The following is a 19842-nucleotide window of genomic DNA, read 5'->3' as shown; positions in this document are numbered from 1 at the left end:
AAGCCGGTCACTTGTCCTGTTGCATGGTGGCCCACAGCCCGGCTGCGTGCAGCCTGCGGACGTCGGCCTCCATCTTGTCGCGCTCGCCGCTGGACACCACTGCCTTGCCCTCGGAGTGCACCTGCATCATCAGCTCGGTTGCCTTGGCTTTGCTGTAACCGAAGAGCTTCTGGAAGATGAACGTCACGTAGTGCATCAGGTTCACCGGGTCGTCCCACACGATGGTCACCCACGGAACGTCCTGAGCCTCGTCCGTCGACCGGGCTTCGGTTTCGGCGGGCACGGCCTGAGGTGAGGCTGCCAGCGTCGGCGCCTCGTCGACAATGCCCACGAATTCTTCAGCCGTCGATGAAGCCATGCCAACAGACTACGACGACGGGGGCAACCTGCACACCGTCGCCCCCGCGCCTCGTAATGTTGAGCAGGTGCCTACCGCATCGAATCACGGCCCGGACATAACGGACAGCATCCGCAGTGCCGCACTCTTCACCGACCAGTACGAGTTCACCATGCTGTCGGCTGCGCTGGCCGACGGCACCGCCGACATCCCGTGCAGCTTCGAGGTGTTCGCCCGGCGCCTTCCAGGCGGAAGGCGTTACGGCGTCGTCGCTGGTACGGCGCGTTTCCTCGGTGCACTCACCCGGTTCCAGTTCGGCGAGGAGGAGCTGGAGGTGCTCGGCACGTTCCTCGACGCTTCCACGCTGGAATGGTTGCGCAACTACCGATTCACCGGCGACGTCGACGGCTACCGCGAAGGCGACCTCTACTTTCCAGGTTCACCGATCCTGTCGGTCCGCGGCACCTTCGCCGAATGCGTGATCCTGGAAACCCTCGCACTGTCGATCCTGAACCACGACAGTGCCATCGCCTCCGCCGCCGCGCGCATGGTCGGTTCCGCGGGATCGCGACACATGATCGAAATGGGATCACGGCGCACCCACGAGGAAGCAGCGGTGGCGTCGTCGCGCGCCGCGTACATCGCAGGTTTCGCAGCGACGTCCAATCTCGAAGCGGTCCGACGTCACGGGATTCCCGGAGCGGGCACGTCTGCGCACGCGTTCACGTTGCTCTACAACAACGAGAACGGACCGGACGAGAAAGCAGCGTTCGCCGCACAGGTGCGGGCGCTGGGAGTCTCCACCACCCTGCTCGTCGACACCTACGACATCACCCAGGGCGTAGCCAACGCCATCGAGGTGGCCGGACCCGAGCTGGGCGGAGTGCGCATCGACTCCGGTGACCTCGGCGTGCTCGCCAGGCAGGTGCGCCAGCAACTCGACGACCTGGGCGCGAAGAACACCAAGATCGTCGTCTCCGGCGACCTCGACGAATACGCCATCGCCGCCCTGCGTGCGGAACCGGTGGACTCCTACGGCGTCGGCACCTCGCTTGTCACCGGATCCGGCGCGCCGACGGCAGGCATGGTCTACAAACTCGTGACCGTCGACGGACGGCCGGTCGCGAAACGCAGCAGCCACAAGGAGTCGCGTGGCGGCGCCAAGTCCGCTGTCCGGACCTCGCGAACCACGGGCACGGCCGTCGAGGAGATCGTGTTCCTGCAGGGCACCACCCCACCGATCGAGGACGGGCTGGTCGCGACCGAGCTCAGCATTCCGCTGGTGCGCGCCGGCGAGCAGGTGGACGGGTTGGGCAGCCTGCACGACGCTCGGGCACTGCTCGCGCAACGACTCGTCAGCCTTCCGTGGGAAGGACTCAAGCTGTCGCAGGGCGAGCCCGCGCTGCCGACGCGTTTCCTCTGACTCGGATGGGCGCGGCACGCGGGGGCCGTCGGAGGCAGGCAGTAGTCTTCTTCGGTGCCGAAGACCGAACTCCCCACCGTGCCCGCCCTGCTGAAGGTCGCGGTACACGCTCTCGGGGGCAAGGAAAGAAGCAACCAGCTCACCATGGCGTCGGCTGTCGCGCATTCCATCGACACCGGTCAGCACCTTGCTGTTCAGGCCGGTACCGGCACCGGTAAGTCGCTCGCGTACCTGGTTCCGAGCATCAGGCACGCCGTCGAGTCGGGCCGCACGGTCGTGGTGTCCACCGCAACGATCGCGCTGCAACGTCAGCTCGTGGATCGCGACCTACCGCGCCTCGCCGATGCACTGACCGGCGCTATCGGCCGGCGGCCGAAGTTCGCGATCCTCAAGGGCCGCAACAACTACCTGTGCATGAACAAGATCCACTCCGGTGCGTCCGAGGAGGCACCGGAAGCCGAACTGTTCGACGCTTTCGCCGTGTCCCGGCTCGGCCGCGAGGTCGTGCGTCTGACCAAGTGGTCGTCGGACACCGAGACCGGTGACCGCGACGACGTCGTGCCCGGAGTCAGCGATCAGGCGTGGCGGCAGGTCAGCGTCACCGCCCGCGAATGCCTCGGCAAGTCGCGCTGTCCCGTCGGTGAGGACTGCTTTGCCGAGCGGGCTCGCGCCGAGGCCGCACAGGTGGACGTCGTGGTCACCAATCACGCACTCCTCGCAATCGACGCCATCACCGGTATTCAGATCCTCCCCGAGCACGATGTGGTGGTCATCGACGAGGCGCACGAGCTCGTGGACCGCGTCACCGGCGTTGCCACGTCGGAGTTGTCGGCGGCGACCGTCACCGCAGCTGCCCGGCGCTGCAGCAAGTTGATCGAAGAGGAGATCGTCGACGCACTCGACGGCGCGGCCGAGAACTGGGGTGCGGTCCTGGACGATCTACCTCCCGGCCGGTGGGCAGCGCTTCCCGACGACGTGGCCCCGGCGCTGGCGTCGATCAGGGATTCCGCGTGGGCGGTGCGCACGGCGATCGGTCCGCAGAAGCCCGGGATGGCGGCAACGGACCCGGAGGCCGCTGCCGCACGCAATGCGGCGCTCGTCGCGGTCGACGAGGTTCACGATAGTGCCGTGCGGGTTCTCGAGGCATTCGACGAGCCCGACCCCGCCAAGCGTAAGGATGTCGTCTGGCACGCCGTCGACGACTTCCGGGGGAGCGTCAAACGCACGGTCCGGATGGCTCCGCTGTCGGTCGGCGGCCTGTTGCGTTCACGGTTGTTCGCTGAGTCGACGGTCGTCCTCACCTCGGCGACTCTGACGGTCGGCGGATCGTTCGACGGCCTGGCCGTGAACTGGGGTCTGCCTGCGGAGAACACGGGTCGAAGCGACACCGCCACCGCGTCCGGCATCGAGCCGCCGTCGGACACCGCGTCGTTCCACTGGAATTCGCTCGATGTCGGATCACCGTTCGACCACGCCAAATCAGGCATTCTCTACGTGGCCGAGCATCTTCCGGCGCCCGGCCGCGACGGACTGTCTCCGCTGTACCTCGACGAGATCGAGAAGTTGGTCAGTGCGGCGGGAGGCCGGACGCTCGGCCTGTTCTCCTCGATGCGTGCGGCGAAAGCCGCAGCCGAGGCGATGCGTGAACGGCTGGACACTCCGATTTTGTGTCAGGGCGACGACGCGACCGGAGCTCTGGTGGACAAGTTCGCGGCCGACGAGGCCACGTCACTGTTCGGCACTCTGTCTCTGTGGCAGGGCGTCGACGTGCCGGGCCCGTCGCTGAGCTTGGTGATTCTGGATCGCATCCCGTTTCCGCGGCCCGACGACCCACTTCTCGTCGCGAGGCAACAGGCCGTCCAATCGCGTGGGGGAAACGGATTCCTCGCGGTTGCGGCAAATCATGCGGCCCTTCTCCTGGCGCAGGGCGTCGGCCGATTGCTCCGCAGCGTCGACGACCGCGGGGTCGTCGCCATGCTCGATTCGCGGCTGGCGACGGCCCGCTACGGCGGCTACCTGCGTGCCTCACTGCCTCCGTTCTGGGAGACGTCGGACCCGGAGGTCGTACGCAAAGCTCTCACCCGTCTCGCAGGGAAGAGCTAGGACACCGGCATCTTGACCAGGCCGAGCTCGGCGTCACCCGCGAACAGATCGTGGTGCGGTAGCACTCGTACCGTGTAGCCGACGGCCCCGCTGACCGGTAGCGCGGTGTCGGTCACGAAAACCTCACCGAGCGAGTCGGTTCCGGCATGACTCATCGCGACGGTCCGGGTGTCGGTCAGGTTCTCGTTCTCGTCGACCCGACCGAGCACCGCCTGAACCGACACGTCACCGGCGGACAGGCCACCCAGCCGAACGTAGGCGCGCAACGTGAGCTTGGCGCCGATCACGGGGGTATCCGGCAAGCCTTCGCTGTCGACCTGCACGACTTCCACCGACTGCCACGACGATTCGACGCGGTTCCGGTAGGCCGCGACATCTTTCGCTCCGGCGTACTCCTCGGCATCGACTGCACGCGCCGCCTCGGCCGCGGGTGCGTACAGACCGAGGGTGTAATCGCGGACCATGCGCGATGCCAGCACCTTCGGACCCAGATGTTCGAGCGTGTGCCGGACCATTTCGATCCACCGCGTCGGGACCCCGTCGGTGCGATCGTAGAACTTCGGCAGCACAGCTTGTTCCAGCAGTTCGTAGAGTGCAGCAGCTTCCAGGTCGTCACGACGGCTCTCGTCGGCCATCCCGTCCGCCGTCGGGATCGCCCACCCGTTCTCGCCGTCGTACATCTCGTCCCACCATCCGTCTCGGATGGACAGATTCAGTCCACCGTTGAGAGCGGACTTCATGCCGGACGTCCCGCATGCTTCGAGGGGACGCAGTGGATTGTTCAGCCACACATCGCATCCCCAGTACAGATAGCGTGCCATCGACATGTCGTAATCGGGCAGGAACACGATGCGATGCCGCACGTCGGCTTCGTCGGCGAACCGGACGATCTGCTGAATCAACGCCTTGCCACCGTCGTCGGCGGGATGGGACTTGCCGGCTACCACCAACTGAACGGGACGCTCGGGATCGAGAAGCAGACGCTTCAGACGCTCCGGTTCCCGAAGCATCAACGTCAAACGCTTGTAGGTCGGTACCCGTCGCGCGAAGCCGACAGTGAGCACGTCGGGATCGAACACCGTTGCAGTCCAACCCAGTTCGGCCTCCGTCGATCCACGCTCGAGAGCCGAGCGGCGCACCCGCCGTCGGACCTCGTCGACCAACCTGCCGCGCAGTTCGTTTCTCGTCGACCACAGCCTCGCCGACGGGACCGTGGGCAGTTGTTCCCAGCCGCGCGCCTCCTCCAACGCCTCTGCTCCGACGACCTCGTGTGCCAGATCGAGCCACTCGCGCGCCGCCCAGGTCGGGGCGTGCACACCGTTGGTGACCGAACCGATCGGCACTTCGGCGCTGTCGAATCCGCGCCACAGGTCGCTGAACATCTCGCGGCTGACGATGCCGTGCAGTTTCGAGACGCCGTTGGCGCGTTGCCCGAGACGCAGCCCCATGTGGGCCATGTTGAACACGGACCTGTCGTTCTCCGCGCCCAACGCCAGAATGCGCTCCAGCGGAAGACCAGGGAGCAGCGAGGAGTCGGACGAGCCGTCCTGGGCACCGAAGTAGTGGCGGACCAGGTCGGCTGGAAAACGGTCGATGCCTGCAGGGACCGGGGTGTGGGTGGTGAACACCGTTCCCGAACGCACCGATGCCAACGCGGAATCGAAGTCCAGTCCCTTCGAGGTGACGAGTTCTCGAATGCGCTCGGCGCCGAGGAAGCCGGCGTGCCCCTCGTTCATGTGGAACACTTCCGGGTCCGGCAGGCCGTATTCGTGCGTGTACGCGCGGACGGCTCGAACCCCGCCGATTCCAGCAAGGATCTCCTGTTTGATGCGGTGGTCCTGGTCGCCGCCGTAGAGCCTGTCGGTCACGCCGCGAAGCTCAGGATCGTTGTCCGGGATGTCGGAGTCGAGCAGCAACAGCGGCACCCGTCCGACCTGCGCGATCCACACCCGTGCCCGCAACACCCGCGATCCGGGCATCGCGACGTGGATGAGGACGGGAACGCCCGACGCGTCGGCGAGAATGCGAAGCGGAAGCCCCTGCGGATCGAGCGAGGGATACCTCTCTGCCTGCCAACCGTCTGCGGTCAGAGACTGACGAAAGTAGCCGGAGCGGTAGAGCAGACCGACGCCGATCAACGGCAGACCCAGATCCGACGCCGCCTTGAGGTGGTCGCCGGCGAGGATGCCGAGACCGCCGGAGTAGTTGGGAAGGACCTCGCTGACGCCGAACTCCATCGAGAAATACGCAATTCCCGACGGCAGTGACCGTCCAGCCTCCGCGTTCTTCTGATACCAGAGCGGGCGGGCCAGGTATCCGCGAAGATCGGCTGCCAGGTTGTCCAGCTTTCGAGTGAACTCGTCGCTCCCGGCCAGTTCCTCCAGCCGCGACGGCGCGACGGCACCGAGCAACGCGATCGGGTCTCGCTCCGTGCTCGCCCACAGTTGCGGATCGATTTCCTCGAACAGCTCCTGGGTGGGCGCGTGCCACGACCAGCGGAGGTTTGTCGAGAGTTCCTCGAGGGCATGCAAGCGCTCGGGCAGGTGGGCTCGGACAGTGAACCGACGCAAAGCTTTCACGAGCGAAACCCTACCCACCGTCGACCGCGTGGTGCACCGACTTGCCGATCTGTCTCCGACACCGGCGCAGCCAGCGCGACTGCACTACGGTTGACACCGAGCACGCCGACAGCGAACTGACCCGGGCTCTCGCCTCACCGCGAGGAGTCCTCGAAGCGAAGAACGGAGCGTGAAGTGACAGGTCGACTCGGTATCGACAATGTCCTTCCAGACACATCTACCGGGAAGTATCCCGCGAAAGCGGTGGTGGGCGAGGCTTTTCCGGTGTCGGCCGACGTGTGGCGCGAAGGCCATGACGCCGTTGCCGCGACGCTGGCCGTCCGTGGCCCTGGGCTGCGTACGCCGCTGCGGATCACCATGACGCCCGGGCGTGAACCCGATACGTTCGACGCGATCTTCACTCCTACTGCTCCCGGGTACTGGATCTGCAGGATCGAGGCGTGGAGCGACCCGGTCGCAACCTGGCGCCACGCGGTCGAGGCCAAACTCGGGGTCGGGCAGAGCGCCGCGGAACTCGCGAACGATCTCGAGATCGGCGCCCGGCTGTTCGAAAGCGCTGCCGACGGTGTCCCCGCCGAGGATCGCGCTCTGTTGAAGGACGTCGTCGTCGCCCTGCGGGACACCGATCGCCAGTTGCCTGCTCGCGTGTCCCCGGCGTTCGCGTCCGCTGTCTCGGCGTTGCTGCACGAACATCCGCTGCGTGAACTGGTGACTCGGTCCAACGGCATCAACATCTGGGTCGATCGAGCGCGCGCGCTGAACGGCGCCTGGTACGAGTTCTTCCCGCGCTCGACGGGTGGATGGAACGACGACGGCAGCCCGCGTCACGGCACGTTCGCTACATCGACCGAGCAGCTCCCCCGCGTCGCCCGGATGGGCTTCGACGTGGTGTACCTGCCCCCGATCCATCCGATCGGAACGATCAACCGCAAGGGCCCGAACAACACTCTGACCCCGGGGCCGGACGACGTGGGCTCGCCGTGGGCGATCGGCTCGAAGGACGGCGGACACGACGCCATCCACCCGGAGCTGGGCACGGAAGCCGATTTTCGAGCCTTCGTCGACGCCGCCCATGCGCTCGATCTGGAGGTCGCGCTGGATCTGGCTCTCCAGGCCGCTCCCGATCATCCGTGGGCGCAGAACCACCCGGAGTGGTTCACCGTTCTTCCCGACGGCACCATTGCGTACGCGGAGAATCCCCCGAAGAAGTACCAGGACATCTATCCGGTCAACTTCGACAACGACCGACGAGGAATCTACGACGAGGTCCTTCGGGTCGTTCGATACTGGGTGTCGTTGGGCGTCAAGATCTTCCGGGTCGACAACCCGCACACCAAGCCACCGGACTTCTGGGAATGGCTGATCGCGGAGGTCAAGAAGACGCATCCCGAGGTCCTCTTTCTGGCCGAGGCCTTCACCCGTCCCGCACGTATGTACGGGTTGGCGATGCGCGGGTTCACGCAGTCCTACACGTATTTCACGTGGCGAACAGCCAAGTGGGAGCTCACCGAATTCGCCGAGGAGCATGCTCGTCGAGCCGACGATGCGCGTCCCAACCTGTTCGTCAACACCCCGGACATCCTGCACGAGAGTCTGCAGCACGGCGGTCCCGGAGTGTTCGCGCTGCGCGCTGCTCTGGCCGCGACGATGTCTCCGACGTGGGGCGTGTACTCGGGATACGAACTGTACGAGCATCAGGCGGTACGGCCGGGAAGCGAGGAATACCTCGACTCCGAGAAGTATCAGCTTCGTCCACGCGACTTCGAGGGCGCGTTGGCGCGCGGCGAGTCCCTGGAACCGTGGCTCGCCACGCTCAACTCCATCCGACGCGCACATCCCGCTCTACAGCAACTGCGCAACATCCACTTCCACAATGTGGACAACGACGCACTCATCGCGTACTCGAAATTCGATCCGGGCACCGGGGATTCGGTGCTCGTGGTGATCAATCTCGACCCGTTCGGATCGGAGGAGGGCACGATCTGGCTGGACATGCCGCAGATCGGGCTCGACTGGCACGACACGCTGACGGTCACCGACGAGGTGACCGGTCAGCAGTTCCATTGGGGTCAGGCCAATTTCGTGAAGTTGGAGCCGTGGAAGGCAGTCGCGCACATCCTTGCGCTTCCGCCCATTCCGTATCCGGCGCGTCTCGACTTGGCCTACCGCGGCAACCGGAAGTGAGTCGAACACCTTGAGCGAGAACCAGAGCACCACCGACACGGCAGCACCCAGCGCCAACGACCTGGAGTTGTTGGCGCAGGGCACGCACTACAACCCACACTCGGTGCTCGGAGCGCACCCCGCACCGGGCGGGACCGCGATCCGCGCTCTGAAGCCGAACGCGGATTCCGTCGTCGCGCGAATCGGTGGTACCGACTACCCGCTGACACACGTCGCGCACGGCGTGTTCTCGGGCCTGGTCCCGTTCGAGGATCTGATGGACTATCGGCTGGTCACGACGTGGCCGGGTGGGCATGTCTCGGTGGCCGCCGACGGCTATCGGTTCCTGCCGACCCTGGGCGAACTGGATCTGCATCTGTTCGGCGAGGGACGGCACGAAAGGCTCTGGGACATCCTGGGAGCCCATCGACAGAACTACACCACCCCCGACGGCGACGTCAGTGGTGTGTCGTTCGCGGTCTGGGCGCCTGCTGCGTCCGGGGTCACCGTCATCGGTGACTTCGACGGCTGGAGCGGTCGCAGCTTCCCGATGCGCGCTCTGGGGTCCACCGGCGTCTGGGAACTGTTCGTCCCGGACCTGCAGCCGGGTGCGATCTACAAGTACCGCATCCACGGCTCGGACGGAGTCACCCGGGACAAGGCCGACCCGATGGCGTTCGCCACCGAGATTCCGCCTGCCACCGCGTCGGTCGTCTCCAGTTCCGAGTTCGAGTGGACGGACGACGCCTGGCTCGACACCCGTGCAGGCATCGAGCCCACCGCGGCACCGATGAGTGTCTACGAAGTGCACCTGGCGTCGTGGCGTCAGGGCCTCGGTTATCGCGAAGTCGCGCATCAGCTCGCGGACTACGTCATCGAGACCGGCTTCACGCACGTCGAACTGCTTCCCGTGGCGGAACATCCGTTCGGTGGGTCGTGGGGTTACCAGGTCACGTCCTACTACGCTCCGACATCTCGTTTCGGCAGCCCCGACGATTTTCGCTACTTCGTCGATCACCTGCACGAGCGAGGCATCGGCGTCATCGTCGACTGGGTCCCCGCGCATTTCCCCAAGGACGAATGGGCGCTGGCCCGGTTCGACGGTGGCCCGTTGTACGAGCACGGCGATCCCAAGCGCGGCGAGCAGCTCGACTGGGGCACATTGGTTTTCGATTTCGGCCGACGCGAGGTCCGCAACTTCCTCGTCGCGAACGCCTTGTTCTGGCTCGACGAGTTCCACATCGACGGACTCCGCGTCGACGCCGTCGCGTCGATGCTCTACCTGGACTACTCGCGCCCCGAGGGCGGGTGGACCCCCAACATTCACGGTGGCCGCGAGAACCTCGAAGCGGTCTCGTTCCTGCAGGAGATGAACGCGACCGTACACAAGAAGTTCCAGGGAGTCGTGACCGTCGCCGAGGAGTCGACGGCCTGGCCGGGCGTCACTCGTCCGACGAATGTCGGCGGCTTGGGCTTCAACATGAAGTGGAACATGGGGTGGATGCACGACACGCTCGGTTTCCTGGGGCGTGATCCGATCCACCGGACGTACCACCACCACGAGATCACGTTCTCGCTCGTGTATGCGTGGAGCGAGAACTACCTGCTGCCGATCAGTCACGACGAAGTGGTGCACGGCAAGGGAACGTTGTGGACGCGTATGCCCGGCGACGATCACGCGAAGGCGGCCGGTCTGCGCGGAATGCTGGCCTACATGTGGGCGCACCCGGGCAAGCAACTGCTGTTCATGGGTCAGGAATTCGGCCAGATTCGCGAATGGTCGGAAGAACGTGGACTCGACTGGTTCCACCTCGACGACGACGGTCTCCACCGCGGAGTCCTCAACCTGGTCACCGACCTGAACGCGACGTATCGGCAGCACTCGGCGCTGTGGACCTTGGACACCTCCCCCAGCGGCTACTCCTGGATCGACGCCAACGACACCGAGAACAATGTCCTGAGTTTTCTGCGTTACGGATCCGACGGGTCTGTGGTGGCGTGCATCTTCAACTTCTCAGGAGTCGTACGCGGCGACTATCGTGTCGGACTACCGGAACTGGGACGTTGGAGCGAGATCCTCAACACGGATGCCACCTCGTACGGCGGAAGCGGTGTCGGCAATCTCGGAGAAGTGACGGCAACTTCGCACTCATGGCATGGCCGACCCGCGTCCGCGCAGGTCGCGCTCCCCGCCAACGGAGCGATCTGGATCAAACTGGAGCGATAGATGAGTCGCGGTCGTACCCGACGCACACTGTGGATGACCGCACTGATCGCAGCGTCGGCTCTGCTCGCGTCGTGCGCGCAGAGCGTCGACGGCCGCGCCGTGTCGATCTACGACAACCCGTTCACCGTGGCGGGTCTGCCTGTCACCGACGGTCCCAGTGGTCCGCGCCCCGGCATGACTAACTCCACTCTGCAGGTGACGGGCTCGGAGGGTACCGACTCGGATGTCATCGCGACCAACGCGATCGAGGACATCCAGCGGTACTGGACGCAGACGTATCCCGACTTGTTCAAGACGCAGTTCACTCCGGTGTCGGAGCTGATCTCGTGGGATGCGAGCGAGGAGGAAGGTCAGGGAGCACGTTTCTGTGGTTTCCGGACCGGCGGTATCCCCAACGCTGCGTATTGCATGAAGGACGACACGATCGGCTGGGACCGAACAATTCTGTTGCCTGCACTGATCGACGCCTTCGGCCCCATGGCAGTGGTCATGGTCATCGCTCACGAGTACGGCCATTCGATTCAGCATCAGTCCGGTCTGGTCGGAGAGGACACTCCGACCATCGTGGCCGAGCAGCAGGCCGACTGTTTCGCAGGAGCATTCATCCGGCATGTCGCCGAGGACGAGTCACCGCACTTCACCATCAACACGTCCGACGGGCTGAACGGCGTGCTCGCCGCGACGGTCGCGGTGCGTGACGTCGACCCCAACGACCCGGATTCGGTGCACGGTTCGGCGTTCGAGCGAGTCACCGCTGTACAGCTCGGTTTCACCGATGGCGCGTCTGCATGCGTAGCCATCGACGAGGCGGAGATCGATTCGCGCCGAGCGGATCTCCCACAGAAATTCTCCGACGCCGACGACGACGGTGAACTGCCGGTGACCGAGGAAACGCTGCAAGCCTTCGTGCGGTCCTTCGAAAGCCTTCTTGCACTTCCGAATCCCCCGACGGTGTCCTACGACGGCACCGACACCGGCTGCCCGGAAGGAACGTCGACCGAGCCGGTGTCGTACTGCGCATCGAGCAACACCATCGGTGTGGACGTTCCAGCGCTCGCCGAGCTCGGAACCGCCGAGCGGCCACGGCGCGGTGACGTCATCCCTCTGAACGTCTCCGGCGATTACAGCGCCTATGTGCTGTTCGCATCCCGCTACACGCTCGCGGTCCAGAACGCGGCAGGACAGCCGCTCGACAACCCCCAGACCGCGCTGCGCTCGGCATGCCTGTCCGGAGTGATCACCGCCGGGTTGAGTTCGGAGAACCCGGAGGCCACCGACCTCGAAGTGTGGCTGTCCCCCGGCGACCTCGACGAGGCCGTGTCCGGTCTCCTCAGTGACGGATTGACGGCAAGCGACATCAACGGCGTCACCCTCCCGAGCGGCTTCTCGCGTGTCGACGCGTTCCGCTCGGGAGTTCTGGGCGGCCAGGACACCTGCAACGCCCGCTACCGCTGAGGCCGAACAACCCGGTCAGTACAGCCCGGTCAGTACAGCGCGGACGCGAGCTTCCTGCGCGCCGCGACAACAACAGGGTCGGCGGCGTCGAACAGTTCGAACAGCTCGAGCAACCGGGTCCGCAACTGCGTTCTCTCGTCACCCGCAGTGCGCTTGACGCCGTCGATGAGACGGCCGAACGCTGCCTCTGGATTCTGCTGCGACAGTTCGACGTCGGCAGCTTCGATCCGTGCCGCGACATCGGCAGGGTCGGCGTCGGCCTTCGCCACAGCATCGGCGTCGACGTTCTGCACCCGCGCCAGGAACTTGACCTGCCGCAGCGCAGCTTTGGCGTCGGCGTTCGCAGGCTCGGCAGCGATGATGTCCTCGTACGCCGCGATGGCCTTGTCGAAGTCGCCCTCGTCGAGGGCCTCTTCGGCCGCCACGAGCCTCGGGTCTTCCGGCTCCGGCTCGTCTTCGATCGGCTCTGCTCCAGGAGGCCCCGTGAGCTTTCCGGCCGTGGCCTGTTCGATCGCCTCGATCCACTTCCGAAGCTGATCCTCCGGCTGCGATCCCTGGAAGTCAGCGAGGGGCTGTCCACTCGCGACAGCAACGACGGTGGGGATCGCCTGCACACCGAACGCCTGCGCGATCTGCGGGTTGGTATCCACGTCGACGCGTGCATGGATCCACCGGCCGCCGGCCTCCAGAGCCAGCTGTCCGAGCAGACGAGTGAGCGAAACAGACTGCGGCGACCGGGCAGAACCCAGATCGACGACGACCGGCACCTGAGACGATCGGCGTAGAACCTCGTCTTCGAAAGTGGCGGTCGTCACGTCGACGATCGGAGGCAAACCGCCTTCGGCGACCTCACCAGCCGCCGCAGGTGGCGGCGCCGGACGGTCTTTCAGGGCGGACAGATCCACTGCACCGGCGATGGATGCCGGAACAGCTGCTGGCGGACGGGCTGACGAGCGAGAACCGGGACGAGTCACGCTCTACAGTTTGTCATCTCATCCGCCCGCCCACTACCGGGAAGGTCGTCGCTCCCGCCCGGGTCATTCCGCAGGCTCCACTCCACTCCTGCCCAATCCGGGTCATTCCGCAGGCTCCACTCCACTCCTGCCCAATCCGGGTCATTCCGCAGGCTCCACTCCCGCCCAACCCGGGTCATTCCGCAGGCTCCACTCCCGCCCAACCCGGGTCATTCCGCAGGCTCCACTCCTACGCGACGGTCGAGCCCTTACCGAGACCGACGCCCGGTCCACTGAGCTCAGCGAGCTTTCCTGTCCGCGCTGCCCAGATTTCGAAGACGACCGTGCCGAACGGCGGCACGCTGGCGACTGCGGCGAGAAGTGTCGTGACGACGTTCCAGCGCAGCTTCACCGCCGTGACGACCGTGACGACCAGGTAGAGGACGAAAACAGCGCCATGAATCGGTCCGAAGATCTTGACGCCGATCTCGTTGCCGTCGGCCGGGATGTACTTGAACGCCATTCCGATGAGCAGACCGAGCCACGTGAGGGCCTCCAGGACTGCGACGAAACGGAAGCGCTTGGCGGTCGTGCTCAGGTCGAAGAAGTTCACCATGGAAGACCATTGTGCCCGAACTACTACGACACAGCGTAGTGGCTCTGATCTCACCCGTAGGTCTTGACCAGAGCCACCATGCTGTGGGCTTACTTTCTCTTTACTTCTTCGGCACCCGAATGATCAGCGCGTCGCCTTGTCCGCCTCCGCCGCACAGTGCAGCTGCGCCGACACCACCGCCGCGACGCTGCAGTTCCAGCGCGAGGTGCAGAGCGATACGCGCACCGGACATCCCAAGAGGATGCCCGATGGAGATAGCACCACCGTTGACGTTGACCTTGCTCTCGTCCACACCCAGTTCACGCGTCGAGGCGATACCGACCGCAGCGAACGCCTCGTTGATCTCGATCAGATCCAAAGCCTTCGGATCGATCCCTTCCTTCGCGCACGCTTTCACGATCGCCCGCGCCGGCTGCGACTGCAACGACGAATCCGGCCCGGCAACGACACCGTGTGCACCGATCTCCGCGATCCACTCCAGCCCCAAGCTTTCGGCCTTGGCCTTGCTCATCACGATCACCGCGGCGGCACCGTCGTTGATCGTCGAGGCATTACCCGCGGTGATGGTGCCGCTCTTGGAGAACGCCGGCCGCAGCTTGGCCAGGGTGTCGGTGGTGGTGTCGGCACGGATGCCCTCGTCCTGGGAGAACACGATCGGATCGCCCTTGCGCTGCGGGATCTGCACCGGCACGACCTCGTCGTCGAACACACCGTTCTTCCACGCCGTCGCCGCACGCTGATGCGACGCCGCCGCGAACGCGTCCTGCTCCTCACGGGTGGACGCGACTGCACCCTCGTTACGCGATTCGGTGAGCCCGCCCATGGCCTGGTCGGTGAAGATGTCGTACAAGCCGTCGTAGGCGAGGTGATCCTTCATCGTCACATCGCCGTACTTGAACCCCGCACGCGACTTCTCGAGCATGTGCGGTGCTTGGGTCATCGATTCCTGACCACCGGCGACGACGACCTCGAATTCCCCCGCCCGGATCAGCTGATCGGCCAACGCGATCGCATCGACACCCGACAGACACACCTTGTTGATCGTCAACGCCGGAACATCCATCGGAATCCCCGCCGCGACCGCAGCCTGCCGTGCCGGGATCTGACCCGCACCCGCGGTGAGGACCTGCCCCATGATGACGTACTCGACAAGCTCGGGAGCGACTCCCGACTTGTCCAACGCGCCCTTGATCGCGATCCCGCCGAGATCCGAACCCGAGAAATCCTTCAGTGCTCCGGACAACCGACCAACCGGGGTCCTGGCCCCGGCGACGATGACGGACGTGGTCACGATGTTCCTCCAACCGTATGCGACGAAGTTAGTCGCCATTTACTTTGACAGCCCCGGTGAGCGTTGCCAAGCAACCACCGCTAACGTCGACTCTATGACTACCGACACTCGACCGTCCAAGGGACTCCCTCTTCCATCAGACCTCGTCACGGCGATCGACCACGTCGGTATTGCCGTCCCCGATCTCGATGTAGCCATCGCCTGGTACGCCGAGCATCTCGGCATGGTCTCGACCCACGAAGAGGTCAACGAAAGCCAGGGAGTTCGCGAGGCGATGTTGTCCTTCCCCGGCGCCTCGGACGGGTCGACGGCGTTGCAGCTCCTCGCGCCGCTCGACGAGAACTCGACGATCGCCAAGTTCATCGATCGCAACGGGCCGGGCTTGCAGCAGCTCGCATATCGCGTCACGGACATCGGCCGGATCTCGACGGAGTTGCGGGCGCGCGGCGTTCGACTGCTCTACGACGAGCCCCGCCGAGGCACTGCGGACTCGAAAATCAACTTCGTTCATCCCAAAGATGCGGGCGGAGTCCTCATCGAACTCGTAGAACCGACCAAAAGTCCGATCCATTGACCCATCGTCTGGCTCTCTACCCTACGCACCGGTAAATTGACCGCCATGGCCACAGAGCAAGAGCGCACCGGTGTGCAACTTCCCTTCTCCCTCGTCCGAAAGGGATTCGACCGCGACGAAGTCACGAACTATTTCGAAAGGTTCGACGCCGAACTGCGGCTGACGACCGCTGATCGTGATGCCGCGGCTGCACAGGCCCGCGACCTGGCCAAGCAACTCGACGACGCCCGAGACGAGATCGACGAACTCCGCAAGGACATCGATCGCCTGTCGGTACCGCCGACCACCGCAGAAGGCATGAGCGACCGTATCTCTCGCATGCTCCGCCTCGCTTCGGACGAGGCATCGGAGGTCAGGGCAAAGGCACACGCCGAGGCCGAGGAAATGGTCTCGGTCGCCGAGCAGGAGAGCGCTCGTCTCCGCGGCCGTCACGAGTCGCTCGTAGCCGAGCTGGAAGAACGTCGGTCCGCGCTCGAGACCGAGCACGAGCAGACGATGGCTCAGGCCCGGACGGAGGCGGCGCGAGTCGTCGAAGCCGCACAGGCCGAGCGTGACCAGCTCGCTGCGGAGTCCGAGGCCAAGCGCGCCAAGGTGCAGGAGGACTTCGAGATCACGATGGCGGACCGCCGCACGAAGATCCTCGCTGCACTGGAGGATCTCGAAAGCTCGAGCAAGGCCGATGCGGCGCACCGCATCGAGGAGGCAACGACGGAAGCCACCCGTCGACTCCAGGCCGCTACCGAGCAGAGCGAACGTCGCATTGCACATTCGAAGGAACTCGCCGAGGAACTTCGGGTCCTCCGAAGCCGAGTTCTGGCTCAGCTCTTGGGCATTCGCGGACAACTCGATTCGGTTCCCGCGATGCTGGCGTCCGTCAACCGCGAGAGCGAACTACTGGACTCCCCCGAGGCGATCGCACTCGGCAAGGACGACGAGTCGTCCGACAAGGCCGACGACAAGGACAAGGCCGAAGCGTCTTCCTGACGGATGAATGCGGCGCTGGTTACGACCAGCGCCGCGTCAGGCCGCGGGTCGCCCTCCCCGACCAGCAGCCGGAATGCCAGTGCCGACGATTGTCCGGGCCCCCGAGCTCGGCCGCCGGCCACGCCACGATATGCGACACCCCAGGTCTGATCTCGTGATCGCAGCCCGGGCATCGGTAGGTCTTCGTCGCCCGGTTTCCGGGGACGGTGCGAGTCGTGAACTCCTCGTCGGACCACCCCGACGGACCACTCTCGATCCGGGCGCCACCCATCAGCGAATCGGGACGCGAATCACGCGAACCGTTGGTTCTACGGCTCGCTTTCCTGTCGTGATTACGCCGAGGCACGGTCTCGATTGTAGAAGAAGCCGTCAGAACAGCCGAAACTCCGTGCTCTCGGTTCCACGAAGAACGTCGTAGTCGAGGGTCAGGCAACGGATTCCGCGGTCCGTCGCCAACGTCCGTGCCTGCGGTTTGATGACTTGAGCGGCGAAAACTCCACTGACCGGCGCCAGCACCGGATCCCGGTTCAACAGCTCGAGATAGCGGGTGAGCTGTTCGACGCCGTCGATCTCACCCCGGCGCTTGATCTCCACCGCGACCGTCCCGCCGTCGGCGTTGCGGCACAGCAGATCCACTGGCCCGATGGCCGTCATGTACTCGCGGCGAACCAACGTGTAACCCTCACCGAGAGTCTCCACGTGTTCCGCCAACAGCTCCTGCAGATGCGACTCGACGCCATCCTTGACGAGACCGGGGTCCACGCCGAGCTCATGGCTCGAATCGAGTTCGACGTCCTCGATCGTGATGCGCAGTTCCTCGCCGGCCTTGTTGGTCACGACCCATTTGATGGTGTCGTCCTCGGTGGATTCGACAGTCCAGCACGGTGGACTCATCCAGTTCAACGGCTTGTACGCTCGATCGTCGGCGTGAATACTGACCGACCCGTCGGACTTGACGAGAAGTAGCCTCCTAGCAGGAGGAAGATGAGCGGTAAGACGGCCGACGTAGTCCACTTGGCACCGAGCAATTACGAGACGCACTTGCCCACCCTAAGCCAAACCGACCGCTAGTCTGTGACCACCATGCCGCAATTCAGACGATCCGCCGCACCGCTCGGATCACGCCTACTCGGCGACACGTCCGAGTCCCCCAGACGTCGACGTGTCCGCGTCCAGATACTGCTCACGATCTTCCTGCTGGGGTCCAATCTCATCGGTGCCGTCATCGTGGGTGCACTGGTGAGTGTTGTGGTGCCGGGGCCCGATGTGCTGGTTCCCAAGTACTGGTGGGTCAATTACATCGTCATTCCGGTCTACGTCGGCTTGGCGTTCATCGTCGGTGTTCTCTGGGGTACTACACGTGCCGTCCGGGCGTTGAGGTGGGCGATCGAGGACCGTAAGCCGACGCGCAAGGAGCAGGTCAACACGCTGTCCATGCCGTGGCAGCTCACCCGCGTTCAGATCCTGTTGTGGACAGTTGGGCTCGTCCTGATCACGACGATCGACGGCATCATCGATCCCCAGTCGATCCCCAAGGTGGCGTTCACGATCGGTGCCGGTGGAACCGTCGTCTGCGCGTTCAGCTATCTGCTGAGCGAGTTCGCGCTGCGCCCGGCAGCAGCACGCGCGCTCGAGGCCGGCGATCCACGACGCATTCGAATCGCGGGTGTGATGGGGCGGTCGATTCTGTCCTGGATCCTCGGGACCGGAGTACCCGTCGCCGGGCTCATGATCATTGCAATCTTCAGCTTCATCAGGCCGTACCAGACGAACGCGGACAAGATGGCCGTCGCGATTCTGGCGCTCGGAGGTATCACACTCGTCTTCGGTTTCTTCCTGACTCTCCTGGGTGGTTTCGCCACTACCGCACCCATCAGCAATGTGAGATCGGGAATGGCGGAGCTCGAGCGAGGCAACTCGGACGTGCACCTTGCCGTGTACGACGGCACCGAGCTCGGCGAACTCCAGAGCGGCTTCAATCGCATGGCCGACGGCATCCGCGAACGAGAGAAGATCCGTGATCTCTTCGGTCGCCACGTCGGACACGAGGTGGCCGAAGCGGCACTGAGCAAGAACCCCGAACTCGGTGGCGAAGAACGAGACATTGCGGTCTTCTTCATCGACCTGGTCGGTTCGACGGAAATCGCATCGACGCGTCCGCCCGCCGAAGTCGTCGCACTTCTCAACCGATTCTTCGCCGTGGTGGTCGACGAGGTCGACGAGCACGGCGGCTTCATCAACAAATTCGAAGGTGACGCCGCCCTCGCCATCTTCGGAGCTCCGGGCGATATGGAAGACCACTGCGGCGCTGCCCTTGCGGCCGCACGGAAGATCAGTACACGGCTTCGCGACGAGGTACCCGAGTGCAGTGCAGCCGTCGGCGTCGCCTCCGGACGCGCAGTCGCCGGCAACGTCGGTGCGAAGTCACGCTTCGAATACACCGTCATCGGCGATCCGGTCAACGAAGCCGCCCGCCTGTCGGACCTGGCCAAGAACGCCCCCGGCGCCATCCTTGCCTCGAAGATCACGGTGGAGGGCGCATCCAATCCCGAAAGCTCATGCTGGGAATTCGGAGACAGCGTCACCCTCCGCGGCCGATCCGCAGAAACCGTCCTCGCCTCCCCCACCGCCTGACGTCCCGCCCCGGGTACATGGGGCAGGGGCAAACCCATGCCAATCAACGGGTGCGCGGGTCAGTCCTCGCGCAAACGCTCGCCGTTGTGTCAGGTGCACGCCGTAGTGCTGGCACCTGGCCGTGCGTCTGTGTTTCTGGCCTGGCGGACGGGGTGGTGGATTCACCCTCGTGTTGTGCGTGTGGGGGTGGTGTCAGCGCACATTCGGGGGGTGTTTTCGTGGGTGTGCTCGACCGGTTATCGGTGCGGATGCTCGCCGTTGTGTCAGGTGCACGGCGTAGTGCCAGCACGGGGGTGAGCGTCCGGCACGTGGGCGACCGGTGTCTGAGGGGGTGTGCGGTGGGGTGTGTTTTTGGTTCGGGTATGCAGAACACCCCCGGGGACCGTGTGGTTCCCGGGGGTGTGCTGTGAAAGTGTGTTCGGCGGTGTCCTACTCTCCCACACCCTGTCGGGTGCAGTACCATCGGCGCTGGAGGGCTTAGCTTCCGGGTTCGGAATGGGACC

At 64.9% G+C, this 19842-nt stretch carries 15 protein-coding genes and 1 rRNA gene; 8 read left to right on the top strand and 8 right to left on the bottom strand.

Annotated elements, in window-relative coordinates; all coding sequences use genetic code 11:
• Positions 1 to 7 precede the first annotated feature (7 nt).
• Positions 8 to 358, bottom strand: coding sequence for an ATP-dependent Clp protease adapter ClpS (clpS, locus tag CH289_RS18815; RefSeq protein WP_170947459.1), 351 nt, complete (start codon positions 356 to 358; stop codon positions 8 to 10).
• Here clpS and CH289_RS18810 point away from each other — a divergent pair.
• Together CH289_RS18810 and CH289_RS18805 are read left to right on the top strand one after the other, a co-directional pair.
• A complete protein-coding gene (locus tag CH289_RS18810) occupies positions 324 to 1760 on the top strand; it encodes a nicotinate phosphoribosyltransferase (protein ID WP_020113331.1) in 1437 nt (478 codons plus the stop codon). The two genes, clpS and CH289_RS18810, sit on opposite strands and share 35 nt — an antisense overlap.
• Before the next feature lie 54 nt (positions 1761 to 1814).
• Positions 1815 to 3863, top strand: a complete 2049-nt coding sequence (locus CH289_RS18805; protein WP_020113332.1) for an ATP-dependent DNA helicase — start codon at positions 1815 to 1817, stop codon at positions 3861 to 3863.
• Here CH289_RS18805 and glgP read toward each other — a convergent pair.
• Complete coding sequence (gene glgP, locus CH289_RS18800; RefSeq protein ID WP_020113333.1) at positions 3860 to 6442, bottom strand: alpha-glucan family phosphorylase; 2583 nt, start codon at positions 6440 to 6442, stop codon at positions 3860 to 3862. The two genes, CH289_RS18805 and glgP, sit on opposite strands and share 4 nt — an antisense overlap.
• Before the next feature lie 174 nt (positions 6443 to 6616).
• On the opposite strand from glgP, the gene CH289_RS18795 reads away from it, so the two are divergent.
• The 3 genes from CH289_RS18795 to CH289_RS18785 are packed head-to-tail and all read left to right on the top strand — an operon-like array spanning position 6617 to position 12287.
• Complete coding sequence (locus CH289_RS18795) at positions 6617 to 8626, top strand: alpha-1,4-glucan--maltose-1-phosphate maltosyltransferase (protein WP_020113334.1); 2010 nt, start codon at positions 6617 to 6619, stop codon at positions 8624 to 8626.
• A 10-nt stretch (positions 8627 to 8636) separates the two neighbouring features.
• Positions 8637 to 10832, top strand: a complete 2196-nt coding sequence (gene glgB / locus CH289_RS18790) for a 1,4-alpha-glucan branching protein GlgB (protein WP_019664975.1) — start codon at positions 8637 to 8639, stop codon at positions 10830 to 10832.
• Entirely contained in the window at positions 10833 to 12287 is a 1455-nt protein-coding gene (locus CH289_RS18785; RefSeq protein WP_020113335.1) for a neutral zinc metallopeptidase, read from the top strand.
• Between the two features lie 29 nt (positions 12288 to 12316).
• On the opposite strand, the gene CH289_RS18780 is transcribed toward CH289_RS18785, so the two are convergent.
• From CH289_RS18780 to CH289_RS18765, 3 genes are all read right to left on the bottom strand, one after another.
• Positions 12317 to 13261, bottom strand: coding sequence for a tetratricopeptide repeat protein (locus CH289_RS18780; protein WP_231383929.1), 945 nt, complete (start codon positions 13259 to 13261; stop codon positions 12317 to 12319).
• A 229-nt stretch (positions 13262 to 13490) separates the two neighbouring features.
• Positions 13491 to 13856, bottom strand: a complete 366-nt coding sequence (locus tag CH289_RS18770) for a DUF3817 domain-containing protein (RefSeq protein WP_019664978.1) — start codon at positions 13854 to 13856, stop codon at positions 13491 to 13493.
• Positions 13857 to 13956: 100 nt separating this feature from the next.
• Positions 13957 to 15147 (bottom strand): acetyl-CoA C-acetyltransferase, encoded by a 1191-nt coding sequence (locus tag CH289_RS18765; protein ID WP_027499098.1) that lies wholly within the window; start codon positions 15145 to 15147, stop codon positions 13957 to 13959.
• A 94-nt stretch (positions 15148 to 15241) separates the two neighbouring features.
• Between CH289_RS18765 and mce the strand changes: the two genes are divergently transcribed.
• Both mce and CH289_RS18755 read left to right on the top strand, forming a co-directional pair.
• Complete coding sequence (gene mce / locus CH289_RS18760; protein WP_019664980.1) at positions 15242 to 15721, top strand: methylmalonyl-CoA epimerase; 480 nt, start codon at positions 15242 to 15244, stop codon at positions 15719 to 15721.
• Between the two features lie 45 nt (positions 15722 to 15766).
• Positions 15767 to 16705, top strand: coding sequence for a coiled-coil domain-containing protein (locus CH289_RS18755; protein WP_019664981.1), 939 nt, complete (start codon positions 15767 to 15769; stop codon positions 16703 to 16705).
• Between the two features lie 19 nt (positions 16706 to 16724).
• Here CH289_RS18755 and CH289_RS28800 read toward each other — a convergent pair whose 3' ends face one another.
• Both CH289_RS28800 and nucS read right to left on the bottom strand, forming a co-directional pair.
• Positions 16725 to 17051 carry an ATP/GTP-binding protein gene (locus tag CH289_RS28800; protein WP_080733893.1) on the bottom strand — a complete coding sequence of 109 codons (327 nt, stop codon included), beginning with the start codon at positions 17049 to 17051 and terminating at the stop codon, positions 16725 to 16727.
• A 23-nt stretch (positions 17052 to 17074) separates the two neighbouring features.
• Positions 17075 to 17746, bottom strand: a complete 672-nt coding sequence (gene nucS, locus CH289_RS18745) for an endonuclease NucS (RefSeq protein ID WP_027499099.1) — start codon at positions 17744 to 17746, stop codon at positions 17075 to 17077.
• A gap of 42 nt (positions 17747 to 17788) precedes the next feature.
• Here nucS and CH289_RS18740 point away from each other — a divergent pair, with 42 nt between their 5' ends.
• On the top strand, positions 17789 to 19339 hold the full coding sequence (locus tag CH289_RS18740) for an adenylate/guanylate cyclase domain-containing protein (RefSeq protein WP_027499100.1): 1551 nt from the start codon (positions 17789 to 17791) through the stop codon (positions 19337 to 19339).
• Between the two features lie 416 nt (positions 19340 to 19755).
• Here CH289_RS18740 and rrf read toward each other — a convergent pair.
• Positions 19756 to 19842: ribosomal RNA gene (rrf, locus tag CH289_RS18735) — 5S ribosomal RNA — on the bottom strand; the annotation flags it as partial.

The organism is Rhodococcus sp. RS1C4, assembly GCF_002258225.1.
Lineage (GTDB): Bacteria > Actinomycetota > Actinomycetes > Mycobacteriales > Mycobacteriaceae > Rhodococcoides > Rhodococcoides fascians_E.
The sequence above is the reverse complement of the archived record's forward strand: the minus strand, read 5'-3'. Positions and strand labels throughout refer to the sequence as shown.